The 14,243-nt window shown below is 70.4% G+C and carries 11 protein-coding genes; 5 read left to right on the forward strand and 6 right to left on the reverse strand.

Features of this window, described 5'->3' with window-relative positions; genetic code table 11:
- Window positions 1-128: 128 nt before the first annotated feature.
- The 4 genes from O3W51_RS18890 to O3W51_RS18905 all read left to right on the forward strand — a co-directional run bounded on the left by O3W51_RS18890 (window position 129) and on the right by O3W51_RS18905 (window position 4,939).
- A complete protein-coding gene (locus O3W51_RS18890) occupies window positions 129-3,323 on the forward strand; it encodes a sensor histidine kinase (RefSeq protein WP_381586281.1) in 3,195 nt (1,064 codons plus the stop codon).
- A gap of 9 nt (window positions 3,324-3,332) precedes the next feature.
- Window positions 3,333-3,746: a roadblock/LC7 domain-containing protein gene (locus tag O3W51_RS18895; protein WP_138358230.1), complete on the forward strand. Its 414-nt coding sequence runs from the start codon at window positions 3,333-3,335 to the stop codon at window positions 3,744-3,746.
- Between the two features lie 112 nt (window positions 3,747-3,858).
- Window positions 3,859-4,380 carry a DUF742 domain-containing protein gene (locus tag O3W51_RS18900; RefSeq protein ID WP_138358190.1) on the forward strand — a complete coding sequence of 174 codons (522 nt, stop codon included), beginning with the start codon at window positions 3,859-3,861 and terminating at the stop codon, window positions 4,378-4,380.
- Complete coding sequence (locus O3W51_RS18905) at window positions 4,361-4,939, forward strand: GTP-binding protein (protein ID WP_138358192.1); 579 nt, start codon at window positions 4,361-4,363, stop codon at window positions 4,937-4,939. Before O3W51_RS18900 ends, O3W51_RS18905 begins: the two co-directional genes overlap by 20 nt.
- Window positions 4,940-5,051: 112 nt before the next feature.
- On the opposite strand, the gene O3W51_RS18910 is transcribed toward O3W51_RS18905, so the two are convergent.
- The 6 genes from O3W51_RS18910 to O3W51_RS18935 all read right to left on the reverse strand — a co-directional run bounded on the left by O3W51_RS18910 (window position 5,052) and on the right by O3W51_RS18935 (window position 12,168).
- Entirely contained in the window at window positions 5,052-5,303 is a 252-nt protein-coding gene (locus O3W51_RS18910) for an acyl-CoA carboxylase epsilon subunit (RefSeq protein ID WP_443048301.1), read from the reverse strand.
- 11 nt (window positions 5,304-5,314) lie between these two features.
- A complete protein-coding gene (locus O3W51_RS18915; RefSeq protein ID WP_138358196.1) occupies window positions 5,315-6,898 on the reverse strand; it encodes an acyl-CoA carboxylase subunit beta in 1,584 nt (527 codons plus the stop codon).
- Between the two features lie 147 nt (window positions 6,899-7,045).
- Window positions 7,046-7,918, reverse strand: coding sequence for an HpcH/HpaI aldolase/citrate lyase family protein (locus tag O3W51_RS18920; RefSeq protein WP_138358198.1), 873 nt, complete (start codon window positions 7,916-7,918; stop codon window positions 7,046-7,048).
- Between the two features lie 5 nt (window positions 7,919-7,923).
- Window positions 7,924-8,985: an HpcH/HpaI aldolase/citrate lyase family protein gene (locus tag O3W51_RS18925; protein WP_138358200.1), complete on the reverse strand. Its 1,062-nt coding sequence runs from the start codon at window positions 8,983-8,985 to the stop codon at window positions 7,924-7,926.
- Window positions 8,986-9,136: 151 nt separating this feature from the next.
- Window positions 9,137-9,688, reverse strand: a complete 552-nt coding sequence (locus O3W51_RS18930; protein ID WP_269287019.1) for a GNAT family N-acetyltransferase — start codon at window positions 9,686-9,688, stop codon at window positions 9,137-9,139.
- 53 nt (window positions 9,689-9,741) lie between these two features.
- Window positions 9,742-12,168: a polysaccharide lyase 8 family protein gene (locus tag O3W51_RS18935; RefSeq protein ID WP_269287020.1), complete on the reverse strand. Its 2,427-nt coding sequence runs from the start codon at window positions 12,166-12,168 to the stop codon at window positions 9,742-9,744.
- A 195-nt stretch (window positions 12,169-12,363) separates the two neighbouring features.
- Here O3W51_RS18935 and O3W51_RS18940 point away from each other — a divergent pair, with 195 nt between their 5' ends.
- A complete protein-coding gene (locus O3W51_RS18940; protein WP_269287021.1) occupies window positions 12,364-14,127 on the forward strand; it encodes a glycoside hydrolase family 35 protein in 1,764 nt (587 codons plus the stop codon).
- Window positions 14,128-14,243 lie beyond the last annotated feature (116 nt).

The following is a 14,243-nucleotide window of genomic DNA, read 5'->3' on the forward strand; positions in this document are numbered from 1 at the left end:
AGCGTGTTCGAGTGTTCGTTGCACTTTGTACGACGTTTGGCTACTACCCCCATGACGTGCTGAAATTCGCAGAACCCGAGAGTAGTAACGGCACTTTGCTGTGTTGTCGCCGAGAGGTTGTTGGTCAAGTGAGGGACACGAGGCGAGCAGAGCCGGGCTCCGCGGATGGCCCCCGGGGCAATTTCACACCGCCCCAGCGGTACGAGGGCGTGCCCGACGCGACCGCTGTCGCCACCCCGGAGCCTGCCGGGTCCGGCAGCCGTTTCGCGGTGCGCAACTGGCGGGTGGCCACCAGGCTGAACGCCATCCTCCTCATCCCGGTACTCGTCGCCCTCGTCATGGGCGGCTTCACCGTGCAGAACTCCGTGCACACCTGGCAGCAGGCGGACGCCGCCAAGCGCACCGCCATCCTGGTGCGCGCGGCGGCCGGCTACAGCCACGCCTTGATCAACGAACGTGACGTCACGGTCGTTCCCCTGGTGCAGGGCAGGCGGGACGACCCGGTGGTGACAGGGGCCTACGCGGCCACCGACGCCGCCGCCCAGGTCTTCAACGAAGCCGTCGACCAGATGCCCGCCTCCGCCTCCCTGGAGCGCCGCGTGGAGGGCTTCCGCAAGGCGGAGCCCCGCCTGCAGACCATCCGCAAGGCCGCCTACACCCGGCAGCTGCCCGACAAGCAGACCGAAGAGGCGTACGTCAGCGTGCAGCACCCGCTGATGGAACTCTCCAACGAGCTGAACCTCGGCACCGGGAACATCACCAGCTACGGCCGCACCCTCTACGCCATCTCGCTGGCCAAGGCCGCCGAGTCGCTGAGCCGCTCCATCGGCATGCACATCCTGGTCGAGGGCCAGGTGCCGGCCAGGGAGAAGAAGCTCCAGCAGACCGCCCTCACCTCGTACCTCTACCTGCAGGGCATCGCGCTCCAGGAGTACAGCGGCGGCGGTACCCCCGCCGACGCCCAGCACCTGAAGGACGCCCAGGCCGCCGCGGAGAAGAAGGGCAAGGAGCAGCTCACGGCCGCCGCCGCGCAGGCCGAGCAGGCCGGTCAGACGTTCGTGCCCCCGCCGGGCATCGAGAAGATGGTCGCCGAGATCGCCTCGGACAAGTCGGCCAAGGAGCTCCGCGCCGAGGGCATCACCCCGGAGAGCTGGTTCGCCAGCAACACGCTCGCCTTCGACGCGTACCGGACCGTCGAGCAGAACCTCGCAGAAACGGCCGTGGGCGACGCCGAGACCATCTCCTCCAGCGCCAAGACCGACGCGATCATCAACGCGGCCATCGTCGTCCTCGCCCTGATCGTCGCCTTCATCATCGCGGGCATGATGGCGCGCAACATGAGCCGCAGCATGCGCAAGCTGCGCAACGCCGCCTTCGACGTCGCCGAACAGCGGCTGCCGGGGCTGGTCGACCAGCTGTCGCGCACCGACCCGGGCCGGGTGGACACCACGGTCCAGCCGATCCCGATCACCAGCCACGACGAGATCGGCGAGGTCGCCCGCGCCTTCGACCAGGTGCACCGCGAGGCCGTGCGGCTCGCCGCCGAGCAGGCTCTGCTGCGGGGCAACGTCAACGCGATCTTCACCAACCTCTCGCGCCGGAACCAGGGCCTCATCCAGCGACAGCTCACGCTGATCACCGAGCTGGAGAACAACGAGGCGGACCCGGACCAGCTCGAGAACCTGTTCAAGATGGACCACCTCGCCACCCGTATGCGGCGCAACGGCGAGAACCTGCTGGTCCTCGCCGGCGAGGAGCCGGGCCGCCGCTGGAACCAGCCGGTCCCGCTCGTCGACGTGCTGCGCGCGGCGGCCTCCGAGGTGGAGGCGTACGAGCGCATCGAGCTGGTCGGGATACCGGAGACGGAAATCCACGGCACCGCCGTGACCGACCTCGTGCACCTGCTGGCCGAGCTGCTGGAGAACGCCACCACGTTCTCCTCGCCGCAGACCAAGGTGCGGGTCACCGCGACCCGGCTGCCGGACGGCCGCGTCATGGTCGAGATCCACGACAAGGGCATCGGCCTGACCGCCGAGGACTTCGCCGACATCAACCACAAGCTGGCCGACCCGCCGACCGTGGACGTCGCGATCTCCCAGCGGATGGGCCTGTTCGTGGTCGGCCGGCTCGCCGACCGGCACGGTGTCCGCGTCCAGCTGCGCCCCTCGGGCGAGCAGGCCGGCACCACCTCGCTCGTCATGCTCCCGGAGCCGATCACCCACGGTGGTGGCGGCGAGGACCAGCTGCCCGAGGACGACGATTCGGACTTCACCGTGTCGCGCATCGTCCCCGAGCACTCGACCGCCGAGTTCGGCTACCAGCCGACCGCCGCCGAGCTGGGCTTCGACGACTCCCAGTACGAGCGGTCGGACGAGTCCGCGTTCACGGCCTCCGGCGCCCCCGGGCAGCTCGACCCCGTCGGCCGCTCGCTGCAGCGCGAGGAGCGCCGTGCCCAACTGGAGGCCTCGGCCTCGGAACGGCCGGAGGACGTCGCGATGTTCGGCGACGACATCCCGCGGCAGCGGGGACAGCAGGACCAGCAGGGGTACGAGCCGCAGTACGACGGCGGCTACGCCCCGGGCCAGGACTTCCAGGGCCAGGGCTACCCGGCGCAGGACTTCCAGGGGCAGGACTTCGGCGGGCAGGACTTCGCCGGCCAGCCGGAGTACAACGGTCAGGGCGACCCGTACGGTGCGCAGCCCGCGTACCAGCAGCCGTCGTCCTACGAGCCGGAGTGGCAGCAGGACTTCCCGGTCCAGCCCGCACCTTCCGGAGCTCCCGTCCCACCCGTGCTGGACGACTGGGCGCAGCCCGTCGCCCAGCAGGATCAGCAGGCGCCGGATTCCGTTCCCGGGGCCCCCTTCGGGGCGCCGGAGAGCGTAGGCTCCCCCTCGCTGACGGATGCCGGCCTGCCACGCCGCGACCGGCAGTGGCCGCAACCGGACCAGGTGGCGGCGGAGCCGGCGGTCCAGCCGGTCCCCCAGCCCGATCCGGAGCCGGAACAGGCGCCGGAAGAGGCCGAGACCGACTGGCGTTCCCAGAACGACCAGCACTGGCAGCGGGCCGAACAGGTCCGCGAACCCAAGGCGGGTGGGGTAACCCCCTCCGGCCTGCCCCGTCGAGTACCCAAGGCCAACCTGGTCGCGGGTACCGCACAGCAGACTCCGCAGGGCGGCCCACAGGTCTCCCGCGCGCCGGAGGACGTCCGCGGCCGGCTGAGCAATCTGCGCCGTGGCGTCCAGCAGGGACGCACTGCGGGAACTGACACGAACGGCCAGGCCCCCGACCATCACTACGGTGGCCCTCAGAACCAGGAGCGTTAGTTGAGTCCGATGAGCCAGGCGGCACAGAATCTGAACTGGTTGATCACCAACTTCGTGGACAACACCCCTGGGGTGTCCCACACGGTGGTGGTCTCCGCCGACGGCCTGCTGCTCGCGATGTCCGAGGGCTTTCCTCGTGACCGCGCCGACCAGCTCGCCGCCGTCGCCTCCGGCCTGACCTCGCTCACCGCCGGAGCCTCCCGCATCTTCGAAGGCGGCAGCGTCAACCAGACGGTCGTGGAGATGGAACGCGGATTCCTCTTCATCATGTCCGTCTCCGACGGCAGTTCGCTGGCCGTACTCGCTCACCCCGAGTGCGACATCGGCCTCGTCGGGTACGAGATGGCCCTGCTGGTCGACCGGACCGGGACCGTCCTCACCCCCGACCTCCGCTCCGAACTTCAAGGCAGTTTGCTCAATTAGCAGTCTTCTCAACTAGGTGCCTGCTCAACTAACGGACAGGCGTGCGGGCGCGTCCCCGTACCCATAGGGTGCGGGAACGCAGCCCCCACAACCTTCATCAGGAGGAGGAACCGTGACAACGCCACCAGGCGGAGATCCGTACGGCAGCCAGCAGCAGCAGCCGCCTCTGAACCGTTACAACTTCCCCTCGGCTCCGACTCCTGACCCCGAGCCGCGCTACCGCCAGCCCCGGATCCAGCCGTACGATCCGCCGCAGGCACCGGCACGGCCCGGCCGGCAGCGCGCCCAGGCCCCTTCCGGGCTGGTGCGGCCGTACGCCATGACCGGGGGCCGGACCCGGCCGCGCTACCAGCTCGCCATCGAGGCGCTGGTCAGCACCACGGCCGACCCGGTGCAGTTGCGGGGGCAGTTGCCGGAGCACCAGCGGATCTGCATTCTCTGCCGGGAGATCAAGTCGGTGGCGGAGATCTCCGCACTGCTGACGATCCCTCTCGGTGTCGCCCGTATTCTCGTCGCCGACCTGGCCGAGGCCGGGCTGGTCGCCGTCCACCAGCCCGGTGGCGACGAGTCCGCGGGTGGTCAGCCAGAAGTGACATTGCTTGAAAGGGTGCTCAGTGGACTTCGCAAGCTCTAACGGGGCGACCCGCTCCACGACCTCCGCGAAGATCGTGGTGGCGGGCGGGTTCGGCGTGGGCAAGACCACGTTCGTCGGTGCCGTCTCGGAGATCAACCCGCTGCGCACCGAAGCTGTGATGACCTCCGCGTCGGCCGGTATCGACGACCTGACGCACGCGCCCGACAAGACCACGACCACCGTGGCGATGGACTTCGGCCGCATCACGCTGGACGAGGACCTGATCCTGTACCTGTTCGGTACCCCGGGCCAGGACCGCTTCTGGTTCATGTGGGACGACCTGGTGCGCGGAGCGATCGGCGCCGTCGTCCTGGTGGACACCCGGCGGCTCGCGGACTGTTTCCCGGCCGTGGACTACTTCGAGAACAGCGGCCTGCCGTTCGTGATCGCGCTCAACGGCTTCGACGGCCACCAGCCGTACGGCCCCGAGGAGGTGCGCGAGGCCCTGCAGATCGGGCCCGAGGCACCGATCATCACCACGGACGCCCGCAACCGCGGTGAGGCGAAGTCCGCGCTGATCACCCTGGTGGAGCACGCGCTGATGGCGCGCCTGCGCTGAGGATCCCCCCAAACGAGAAACGCCGGGCCGGCCCCTACGGGGGCCGCCCGGCGTTCTGTCGTTCTGCGGTGTTTCTGTCGTGCTGAGGCACGTCAGGGACGTACCGGCGGGATCAGCCCTGCCAGCTGTGCGAGCTGCGGAAGCCCGGAGTGCGCTCCAGGCGGCGCCAGCCGGCCGTGGAGCGGGGCTGCTCGTAGCTGGTGGCGGCGTGGCCGTTGGCGGCGGCGCGGGCCAGCAGGACCGCGGTGAGAGCCGCGAGCTCCTCGGCGCTGGCGTGGCCCTTCTCGACGCGGACCAGGGTGTCCGGGGTCACGGTGTCGGGGGCCAGAGCGTCGGGGGCCAGGGTGTCGGCGGGAGTACTCAAGGTGGTCTCCATTACTGCGGCGGGTTGCCGTGCTTGCGCGACGGCAGGTCTGCGTGCTTGGTCCGGAGCATCGCCAGCGAGCGGATGAGCACCTCGCGGGTCTCGGCCGGGTCGATGACGTCGTCCACCAAACCGCGTTCCGCGGCGTAGTAGGGGTGCATCAGTTCGGCCTTGTACTCCTTGACCATGCGGGCACGCATGGCCTCGGGGTCGTCGGCCTCGGCGATCTGCTTGCGGAAGATGACATTGGCGGCACCTTCGGCGCCCATCACCGCGATCTCGTTGGTGGGCCAGGCGTACGTGAGGTCGGCCCCGATGGACTGGGAGTCCATGACGATGTAGGCGCCGCCGTAGGCCTTGCGCAGGATCAGCGAGATCCTCGGCACGGTGGCGTTGCAGTACGCGTAGAGCAGCTTCGCTCCGTGCCGGATGATCCCACCATGCTCCTGGTCGACGCCCGGCAGGAAGCCGGGTACGTCCAGGAGAGTGATGAGCGGGATGTTGAAGGCGTCGCACATCTGGACGAAACGCGCGGCCTTTTCGGACGCCGCGATGTCCAGGACGCCCGCCATGCTGTTGGGCTGGTTGGCGATGATGCCGACCACCTGGCCGTCCAGCCGGGAGAGCGCGACGATGATGTTGGTGGCCCACCGCTCGTGGATCTCCAGGTACTCGCCCTCGTCGACGATCTCCTCGATGACCTTGCGCATGTCGTACGCGCGGTTGCCGTCGGCCGGCACGAGGTCCAGCAGGACGTCGCCGCGGCGGTCGGCCGGGTCGGAGGTCTCGGTGGCGGGCGGGTTCTCCCGGTTGTTCTGCGGGAGCAGCGAGAGCAGGTAGCGGACCTCTTCGAGGCAGTGCTGCTCGTCGTCGTAGGCGAAGTGCGAGACGCCGGAGACCTCGGAGTGGACGTCGGCGCCGCCGAGCCCGTTCTGGGAGATCTTCTCGCCGGTCACGGCCTGGACGACGTCCGGTCCCGTGATGAACATCTGCGAGGTCTCGCGGACCATGAAGACGAAGTCGGTCAGCGCCGGGCTGTAGGCCGCGCCGCCCGCGCACGGGCCGAGCATCACGGAGATCTGCGGGATGACACCCGAGGCCCGGGTGTTGCGCTGGAAGATGCCGCCGTAGCCGGCGAGCGCCGAGACGCCCTCCTGGATACGGGCGCCGGCGCCGTCGTTCAGCGACACCAGCGGGGCGCCCGAGGAGATGGCCATGTCCATGATCTTGTGGATCTTGGTGGCGTGCGCCTCGCCGAGCGCGCCGCCGAAGATCCGGAAGTCATGGGCGTAGACGAACACGGTCCGGCCGTGGACGGTGCCCCAGCCGGTGATGACACCGTCGGTGTACGGCTTCTTCGCCTCCAGGCCGAAGCCCGTGGCGCGGTGCCGGCGCAGCGGCTCGACCTCGTTGAAGGAGCCCTCGTCCAGCAGCAGCGCGATCCTCTCGCGTGCGGTCAGCTTGCCCTTGGCGCGCTGCGCCTCGGTCGCCCGCTCGCTGGGGCCGCGCAGGACCTGCTCGCGGATCGCGCGAAGCTCGGCCACGCGCCCGCGAGCGTCGTTCACCTCGACGGGCACCTCTTCCAGAAAGCTCATGTATCGACAGTACGAGCGGGACCCCCGCGAACGGGGGGTCCACTTCGTACAGTGTCCGCTCCGACTTCATGGCGGGTATCGACAGAACCAAAAGAGGACCGGGCCCCGCGCATGGCACGCGGGACCCGGTTTTTTGTACCTTTCGCCCTACCGTCCGGCGACCGCTCCGGCCAGCGCGAGGATCCGGCGGGCGTCCTCGACGTGCAGGTTCTCGATCATCCGGCCGTCGACCGTGACCACGCCGCGCCCCTCTGACGTGGCCTGATCGAAGGCTTCGATGATCCGGCGGGAGTGTGCGACCGCATCGTCGGAGGGTGCGAAGAGCCGGTTGCAGGGCTCCAGCTGCTTCGGGTGGATCAAGGTCTTGCCGTCGAATCCGAACTGGCGCCCCTGGAGGCATTCGGCCTCGAAGCCCGCCAGGTCCTGCACGTCGTTGTAGACACCGTCCAAGATGGTCTTGCCGGTGGCGCGGGCGGCGAGCAGCGCCAGCGAGAGACCGGTCAGCAGCGGGGCCCGGCCGGGGACGTGCTCGGCGTGCAGTTCCTTGGCCAGATCGTTGGTGCCCATCACCAGGACGGTCAGCCGCTCGCTCGCGGCGGCGATGGCGCGGGCGTCGAACATCGCCTGCGGCGTCTCGATCATGGCCCAGATCGCGGTGCGGTCGGGGGCGCCGGCCGCCTCCAGGGCGCGCTCGACGGCCCGTACGGTCTCCGGGGAGTCGACCTTGGGGACGACGACGGCGTCCGGGCCGGCCTCGGCGGCGGCACGCAGGTCGTCGGCGTGCCATTCGGTGTCCGGGGCGTTGACCCGGATCGTCACCTCGCGGTAGCCGTACTCCCCGGACGCGGCGGCGGCCGCGACGCGCTTGCGGGCGTCGGCCTTGGCGTCCGGCGCCACGGAGTCCTCGAGGTCGAGGATGAGCGCGTCGGTGGGGAGCGTCTTGGCCTTCTCCAGCGCGCGTTCGTTGGCCCCGGGCATGTAGAGCACGGAGCGGCGGGGGCGGAGGGTGCTGTCCGTCATGGTCGTCACTCCTTCTCTGCCGCGGCGTACGCCTCGGCGAGCTCGGGGTCGCGGGCGGCGAGGGTGTCGGCCAGTTCGGAGACCACCAGGCACTGCTTGTACGTCGCGTCGTCCTGCATCTTGCCGTCGATCATGACGGCGCCGGTGCCGTCGCCCATCGCGTCGATCACCTTGCGGGCCCAGGCGACATCGGCCGGGGAGGGCGAGAAGACCTTCTTGGCAATGGCGATCTGCACCGGGTGCAGGCTCCAGGCGCCGACGCAGCCGAGCAGGAAGGCGTTCCGGAACTGGTCCTCGCAGGCGAGGGTGTCGCGGATGTCGCCGAAGGGCCCGTAGTACGGCAGGATCCCGTGCGCCGCGCAGGCGTCGACCATGCGGGCGATCGTGTAGTGCCACAGGTCCTGCTGGAACGTGGCGCGCGGGGCGTCGGCGTCGGACGGGTTCGGGTCCTCCCTGACCAGGTAGCCGGGGTGGCCACCGCCGACCCGGGTGGTCTTCATCCGGCGGCTGGCGGCCAGGTCGGCCGGGCCCAGCGAGATGCCCTGCATCCGGGGACTGGCGCCGGCGATCTCCTCGACGTTCGCGACGCCGGTCGCGGTCTCCAGGATGGCGTGCACCAGGATCGGCCGCGTGATGCCGGCCTTCGCCTCCAGCTGCGCCAGCAGCCGGTCGACGTAGTGGATGTCCTCGGCGCCCTCGACCTTGGGCACCATGATGACGTCGAGCTTGTCGCCGATCTCGGTGACCAGGGTGAGCAGGTCGTCCAGCGCCCACGGCGAGTCCAGGCTGTTGATCCGCGTCCACAGCTGGGTGTCGCCGAACTCCGTCGCCTTGGCGATCTGCACGAGCCCGTTCCGGGCGGCCTCCTTGCGGTCGGCCTGGATGGCGTCCTCCAGGTTGCCCAGCAGCACGTCCACCTGGGGCGCGATGGAGGGGACCTTGGCAGCCATCTTCTCGTTGCCCGGATCGAAGAAGTGGATCATCCGCGAGGGCCGGAACGGCACCTCCCGTACCGGGGCCGGAGCCCCTACGGCCAGCGGGCGGAAGAAGTCCTTCGCGGAACGCATGCGGTCTCCCGGATGTCGGTCGAGGGTGGGGAGGAGCGTACGGCGATCACCCTACGGCCACCACTGCCGCACGTTACCGGCCAGTATGTGTGCCGTTGGTCACCGCGTGTCAGCAGCCCGGCCGTATGCCCTGGCCAACGCTCCCTGCTCCCTACTCCGTAGCCGTACCCGTACCCGTACCCGTACCCGTGCCCGTGCCCGTGCCGGGAATCCAGCGCATCGTCATGTCGGGCAGGTTCTCCATGTTGCGGCTGCCGTCGTTGGTGTCCAGGACGGTGAAGCCGTGCCGCTCGTAGAACGCGCGGGCGCCGGTGTTGGCCTGGAAGACGTGCAGCGACAGGCCGTCGGGACTGTTGCGCCGCACCTCGCCGAGGAGCGCCGAGCCGACGCCCCGGCGGCGGGCCTCCGGCCGCAGGTACAGCTGCTCCAGCATGTCGCCCTCCAGCGCGGCGTAGCCGAGCACCTCGCCGTAGGAGTCGACCGCCACCCAGGCCTGGCCCTCGGTGAGCACGATGTTCTCCACCCACCACGCGACCTCCTCCAGGCTCCGCTGCTGCGGAGGGAGGTACGGCATGGTGCCGGCGCGTGACGCCATGTGGATCTCGGCGATGACAACCGCGTCCCCGATGTCCGCGGGCCGGATCTCCAGCCTGCCGTTGTACCGGCCGGTGGGCGTGTTGTCCTGCGTCCTGTCATCCGTCACGCGGGCACCTTACGAGCAAGCTGCCCGCGTGAACGAATCATTTAGACCGCGTGTCACGCCAGAGTCACCGTGGCTCGGTGGGTCGCCCCGGTGATGCCCGGCGCGATGGTGAGCCGCAGTGAGGCCCCGGTGCCGGTGACGGTGACTGTGGCGTCCTTGGAGGTGACGGCGGACACCGGCCGGCTCCAGGTGATGTCGAGCGAGCCGCCGGACCGGGGCGGCTCCGAGATGCAGACCGTGGCCGTGGTGCCGCTGACGCGGATCATGACGGAGGCGGGGAGCGAGGCGGTGACGCCGCCGACGGTGCCCGCCGACCAGAAGTTGATCCCGGTGAACCCCAGCGACGGGACCGAGACGCCCTGCTGCGCGGCGGTGTTGGCGAGGGTCACCAGCCAGCCGGTGGCGGCGGCGCGGGCCGCGGTGGCGGCGGCGGTCGCGCCCGGCATGACGAGATAGGCGTAGGAGGCGTTGGTCGGGTTCACGCCGTGGTCGAGCCAGAGGGTGAGATAGCGGCGGGTCAGCGCATCGGTCGTGCCGCCGGTGTTGATGGCGGCCCAGGTGCCGGTGCGCGCCTCGCGCACCGCCTTCACCGTCGCTCCCCCGCCGCCCGGGAAGACATAGCCCCCGAAGCCGGTGATCCGGGCCCAGGTGGTGCCGGCCAGGGTCGCGGACCAGCCGAGCGCCGTGGACTGCGTGGTGCCGTTGACGGCGAGGCCGTGGGTGCCGGTCGCGCCGAGGTTCCGGTTCTCGACGACGGTCTCGACGGCCGTGCCGTCGGTGCTGGTGATGCCCGCGCCGAGACAGACGACCGTGTCGTCCAGACAGAACCACGACTTGCGGGCGCTCATCGTGCTCGACAGGCCCTTGAGGTGCTGGCCGACCGCCGCGAACACTCCGTCCGTGGCGCCGCCGACCCAGGTCACGTCCGGCCGCGCCGCGCCCCACGCGCCGCCCTCCCCGTCCGCGAGTGCCTTCTTCGACACCGTGGTGCCGGGCAGCCGGTACGGGTCGACGGTGGGCCAGAAGGCGTCGCTGTACTGGCCGTTGCCGTAGGTGGAGCCCCACCAGGAGAGCATGCCCGAGCCGGTGTGCCAGCCCCGCAGGTTCTCGCCGTTGCCGTTCTCGTAGTACGTGATGCGCTTCGAGGCCATGCTGATCGCGGCGGCCCAGTCGGCGCGGCGGTGGACGGCCCGGTCCATGCCGGTGAAGAGCCGGTGCGCGACGGGTTCCGCCACCGCGGTCACGGCGCTGTCGGCGATGGCCTGCAGCCGGGCGAGGTCGGCTGTGCCGAGCTTGGCGTCCGCCAGCACCGGGCTGTAGTAGTCGCGCTGGATCCAGCCCTTCACCAGGCCCTGCCAGCGGGTCCGCTCGTTGGCGCTCGCGCCCTCGGCGAGCAGCGCGATGTGGGCGAGCAGCGGATGACCGCGCCGGTGGTCGTCGCCCTGGATACGGGTGGGATCGGTGGTGGCGACGCCCCGGCTGATGGCGCGCCCGGAGACGGCGTCCATGACCAGGCCGTTGTAGAGGAAGGGTGCGTACGCCTTCTCGACCGAGTCCAGGATGATCTGCCGGTTCGGGTCGGTGACCGCCCAGGTGGAGCCGGCGAGCAGGGCGAACAGCCGCGCCAGGCCGTCGATCTGCACCTCGCCGTAGGAGCCGGTGTACGCGACATAGGTGTGCTGGACGAACGAGCCGTCGGCGTACAGCCCGTCGCCGGTCGTCACGTACGGGAAGACCGGCGACAGCGCGTCGCGGGCCAGCACCAGCTTCGCCGCCGACTTGCCCAGCACGCCCCGGGTGGCGATGACCCGGCACAGGTCGACCCGGTTCGCGCCGGTGCTGGTGCCGGAGTACGAGCCGACGGCGGAGTCCGGCACGAAGTGGTCGACGGCCCGCAGGTAGGAGGCGGTCTGAGCCGCGCTCAGCGCGTCGTAGGCCACGGTCACCGTGTCGAGCAGGAGCCGGGGGCTGCCGATCTGCCAGTCCCACCAGTTGGGGAGGAACGGCGTGGTGTTCTCGTTGTAGACCTGCCCGTAGAGGTGGTCCAGGCCCCGCACGACCGCCGCGATCAGCGCCGGGTCGGCGGTGGAGCCGGTGGCGGGCTGGGCCCAGGCCTGCGCCATCTCGTTGAGCCGGGCGTAACTGCCGGTGATGGAGGCGGTGCTGCTCAGCGGCTGGTCGGGCCAGAGCGATCCGGTGGCCGGGGCCATGGACGCCAGTGAGGTGCGCGCGGCGGTGCCGAGGGTGGCGAGCTTCGTCGCGTACGGCTCGGCAGCGGCGTCGAATCCGGTGCCCAGGGTGAGGGCGCGCCAGCGCAGCCGCAGGGTGTCGAAGGCGTCCGCGGCCTCCGTGGTGGCGGCCGCGGCGGGGGCGGTGGCAGCAGGTGCGGCGGCAGCGGGCGAGGCGGCGGGAAGGCCTGCGGCAACGGTCGCGGCGCCGCTTCCGGCGAGGAATGTCCGGCGGGACCAGGGGGAGGGCATGGCGGTTGGAACCTCCATGGGCGAAGACGACGGTGTGCTTCACTTCTCTCTAGTAAGCGGTTTCTACCACGGGCGTTCCGCACCCCACAACGGATTGAACACTGTTTGATTCTTTGGATTGTGGCGACAGGAACGCCCACTTACGATCACGCTGACGCCAACCGCAGCAGCACGTCACAGCACCGGAGAACCCTCATGCTCGAGATGTCACCCGAGGGCTTCTCCCTCGACGGCCGCCCCCTGCGCCTGCTGTCCGGCGCACTGCACTACTTCCGCACACTCCCCGAACAGTGGCCGCACCGGCTGCGCATGCTGCGCGCGATGGGCCTGAACACCGTGGAGACGTACGTCCCGTGGAACCTCCACGAGCCGCGCCCCGGCGAGTACGACTTCGACGGCATCGCCGACCTGGACGCCTTCCTGCGCGCCTCCGCCGAGGCCGGCCTGCACGCGATCGTGCGCCCCAGCCCGTACATCTGCGCGGAGTGGGAGAACGGCGGACTGCCCTGGTGGCTGCTGGCCGACCGCAACCTGCGGCTGCGGGTCGCCGACCCGCAGTACCTGGCCCATGTGGACCGCTGGTACGACCGGCTGATCCCGATGATCGCGGCCCATCAGACCACCAGGGGCGGAAATGTGCTGATGGTCCAAATAGAAAATGAATACGGGTCATTCGGTACGGATAGCGCTTACCTGCAGCACCTCGCCGACGGCCTGAGGTCGCGCGGGATCGACGTCCCGCTGTTCACCTCCGACGGTCCGGAGGACTTCTTCCTCACCGGCGGGGCGGCCCCCGGCCATCTCGCCACCGTCAACTTCGGCAGCCGCGCCACCGAGGCGTTCTGCGAGCTGCGCCGCTTCCGGCCGCAGGACCCGGCGATGTGCATGGAGTTCTGGAACGGCTGGTTCGACCACTGGGGTGAGAAGCACACCGTCCGCTCCCCCGAGGACGCCGCCGGCGCGCTGCGCGAGATCCTGGAGAACGACGCCTCCGTCAACCTCTACATGGCGCACGGCGGCACCAACTTCGGTACCTGGGCGGGCGCCAACACCGCCGACCCGCGCACCGGCGAGGGCTACCAGCCGACGATCACGTCCTACGACTACGACGCGCCGATCGACGAGCGCGGCGCGCCCACCCCCAAGTTCTGGTCGTTCCGCGAGGTGCTCGCGGCCTACGCCGAACAGCCGGCGCCGGACCCCGAGCCGATGCCGCCGCTGCTGGCGCCCGCCCGGATCGAACTCACCGAGTCCGTACCGCTGTTCGACGTCATCGGGCAGCTCTCGACCGGCACCGTCCACTCCCCGGTGCCGCCGTCCTTCGAGGAACTCGGCCTGGCCCACGGCCTGGTGCTCTACCGGACCAGCATCCCCGGCCCCCGCAAGGCGTATCCGCTCACCCTGGAGGGGCTGGCCGACCGGGCGCACGTCTTCGTGGACGGCGCACCGGCCGCCGTACTGGAACGCGACGGCGACGAGCGGCCGGAGATCGCGGTGGACGGGTCGGCCGCCCGGCTGGAGCTGCTCGTCGAGTCCATGGGCCGGGTCAACTACGGTGCCGCGATCGGCGACCGCAAGGGCCTGTCGGGCGTGCTGCACACCCAGCAGTACCTGCACGGCTGGACCGCCGAGCCGGTGCCGCTCGGCGACGGGACGCCGGACAGCTTGCCGTGGGGCGCCGCCGCTGCCTCAAGCAGCCCGGCCCCCGCCGCGTTCCACCGCGGCTTCCTGGACGTCGACGTGCCCGCGGACGGCTACCTCGCGCTGCCCGGCTGGACCAAGGGCTACGTCTGGGTCAACGGCTTCTGCCTGGGCCGCTACTGGGACCGCGGCCCGCAGCGGACCCTCTACGTGCCGTGGCCTCTGCTGCGTCCCGGCCGCAACGAGATCGCCGTCCTCGAACTCGACGGGCACGCCGGACCGTTCGTCGAGATCCGCACCGAACCCGACCTCGGCTGACCGGCCGGTTCCACAGGCCGGCTCCACGGGCCGGCTCGACTGGCCGGTTCCACTGGCCGGTTTCCGTCGACCGGTTCCGTCGACCGGTTCCGTCGACCGGTTCTGCGGTCCACCCA

The sequence above is a fragment of the Streptomyces sp. H39-C1 genome, assembly GCF_027158125.1.
Taxonomy (GTDB): domain Bacteria; phylum Actinomycetota; class Actinomycetes; order Streptomycetales; family Streptomycetaceae; genus Actinacidiphila; species Actinacidiphila fildesensis.